At 69.9% G+C, this 2183-nt stretch carries 1 protein-coding gene; it reads right to left on the bottom strand.

Going from position 1 to position 2183, the window contains the following annotated elements; all coding sequences use genetic code 11:
• On the bottom strand, positions 1 to 1237 hold a 1237-nt coding region (locus tag DD1DGNOD_RS30615; RefSeq protein ID WP_165037023.1), incomplete at its 3' end, for an efflux RND transporter periplasmic adaptor subunit.
• Positions 1238 to 2183: the final 946 nt, after the last annotated feature.

The following is a 2183-nucleotide window of genomic DNA, read 5'->3' as shown; positions in this document are numbered from 1 at the left end:
CCACCGAACCCACCACCGCTGAACCCGCTCCCGCTGAATCCGCCGCCACCCCGCCGAATGCACCGCCGCCACCACCGAACCCGCCGGGGCGGCCGCTCGGGGTTCCCCCGCCGCCACCGGTGCGTCCGGAGGAGACCGACTCGGGTATCACCACCATGTCGCCGGCCGCCAGCCCACCGGTGATCTGCGTGACGCCACCGGAACTCACACCTACCGTCACCGCCCGGGGTACCTGCTGGCTCCCGGCCAGCTGGTACACCTGCGCCTGGGAGCCGGCGTAGTGCAGGGCCGTGGTCGGCACCGTCAGGACGTCGGTCAGCTGCCGGACGATGATCTGCACCTGCGCGCTGGCCCCGAGATGCAATCCCGCCGGGGTCCCGGTGACGTCGATGGCCACCGGGTACGTCGCCACTCCCGAGCTCTGGGTCGGGAGCAGCCCGACGGTGGAAACCGTCCCGAACACCGTCGTGGTGGCGCCGTTCGGGGTGATAACCGCCTGGTTCCCGGTCTTGATCTCGCCAATCTGGGTGTCGTCGACGCCTGCCGCGATCTTGTAGCCGTCCGAGCCGACCACCACGACCTGCGCCGACGACGCCGAGGTGGTCGAAGCGGACCCCGTCGCCGAGCCCCCGCCACCGCCCCCGCTGCCCGTGCCGCCTGTCCCGCCGGACGCGGTCGCGCCGCCACCGGAGACCTGCTGGCCGACCGTCAGGTTGACGGCCGCGACCGTACCGGCGATCGGCGAGGTCAGGGTCGCCTGGGACAGCGACTGCTGCGCCGCGGCCAGCCCGTTGCGCGCGGCGATGATGGCCTGGTTGTCCGCGTTCAGCTGCGCGTCGGACGCGCCGGCGCTCTGATCCGCGGACAGGCGGGACTCGCTGGTGGCCACGGTGGCCTCGGCCTGCGCGACCGAGGCCACCAGCACGGCCGAGTCGACCGTGGCCAGCGCCTGCCCCACCGTGACCTGCTGGCCGACGGTGACCGGAACGCCGGTGACCCTGCCTGACACGCCGAAGGTCAGATCGGCCTGGTGGGCGGCCTGGATGACCCCAGTGGCCGAAACCGCCTGCCGGATCGTCCCGAGACCTGCCGCCACCAGGCGTGGACTGCTACTGCCGGCGGATGAGGAAACCGCCAGGCCGATTGTTATGGAGCCCGCCACGATCACAACGACAGCCACCGCCCCCAGGGCGAGCGTCCTGCGTCCGATCCGTGGGCGCGCACGCCGTATTTGCATCCACTCCTCCGAAAGCCCCGACGGACGGGGCGGACCCGCTTATGCATCCAGCCGGCCAAAGAGTGCACGATCATGGTTTTTTCGTGCGCTCGGAGGCCTTCGGGAACCTAGGAATAACCACGGCCGATGCTGGCCACGATCAGTTGCCGACCGCGATCAGCGCGCCTCAGCTTCCCGGAGGAGCCTTGGTATTTGCTGAGAAAACTCGGTGGAATTCCTGATCGGTGGCTTTACCCAGCTGTGGTGCGCGAGCCGGAGCCTGTCGTTGCTGGCCTGTTTGGCCGGTACGTCTGTTGGTAGAGATCCGGCACGTCTGTGGGTGGAGGTTTTAAGCGACCGGCGACCGGGGACGCAGTGTCGCAAGGTCCGCCGACGCCGACCCCGACGGTAACTCCGGCTGTGCTCCCGGCTGTGCTCCCGGCCCCGGCAGTCCCGCCGCCCCTGGCAGCGGCCGGACGGTCGACACCAAGGATGCGGACAGGCATTCCCCACTGGGCTGGTTGACAAGCATCCGGGTGTTGCCTACCGTCGACCGCATGAGCCGGCACACCTATCTGGTCTGCCGTGCACACGTCGACTTCCGTCGTGTGGCGAGCGCGCTTTGTCTACCTGCCTGATGCCGCTGCTGGATTCTCGGCGTGCCCAGGCCCCTCGGATGCCTGTCTTCCCCCGTCCTCCCGCAGGTGGCGCTGGGAGGGGTGTCAGTCCTGACCTGGGCGTCGACTCCATCGATTGATCCCCCCGCGGAACAGGCGACGTGAGTCCGTACGTCTGCCTGCCACGCGGGCCGTGACGACATCCGCAGCCTTGCTGCGTCTGCGTGCATCACCGCAGCGCGAGGAGGACAGCCGTGCCGGTACAGAACCAGTCCCCGGCGCAGTCCACGACCGTGGGCCATTCGGACACGACGGGCTCCGCCGCGGCGGTGCTGCGCGCCGTGCTGGAT

The sequence above is a fragment of the Candidatus Protofrankia californiensis genome, from assembly GCF_900634765.1.
GTDB classification, from domain to species: domain Bacteria; phylum Actinomycetota; class Actinomycetes; order Frankiales; family Frankiaceae; genus Protofrankia; species Protofrankia californiensis.
The sequence above is the reverse complement of the archived record's forward strand: the minus strand, read 5'-3'. Positions and strand labels throughout refer to the sequence as shown.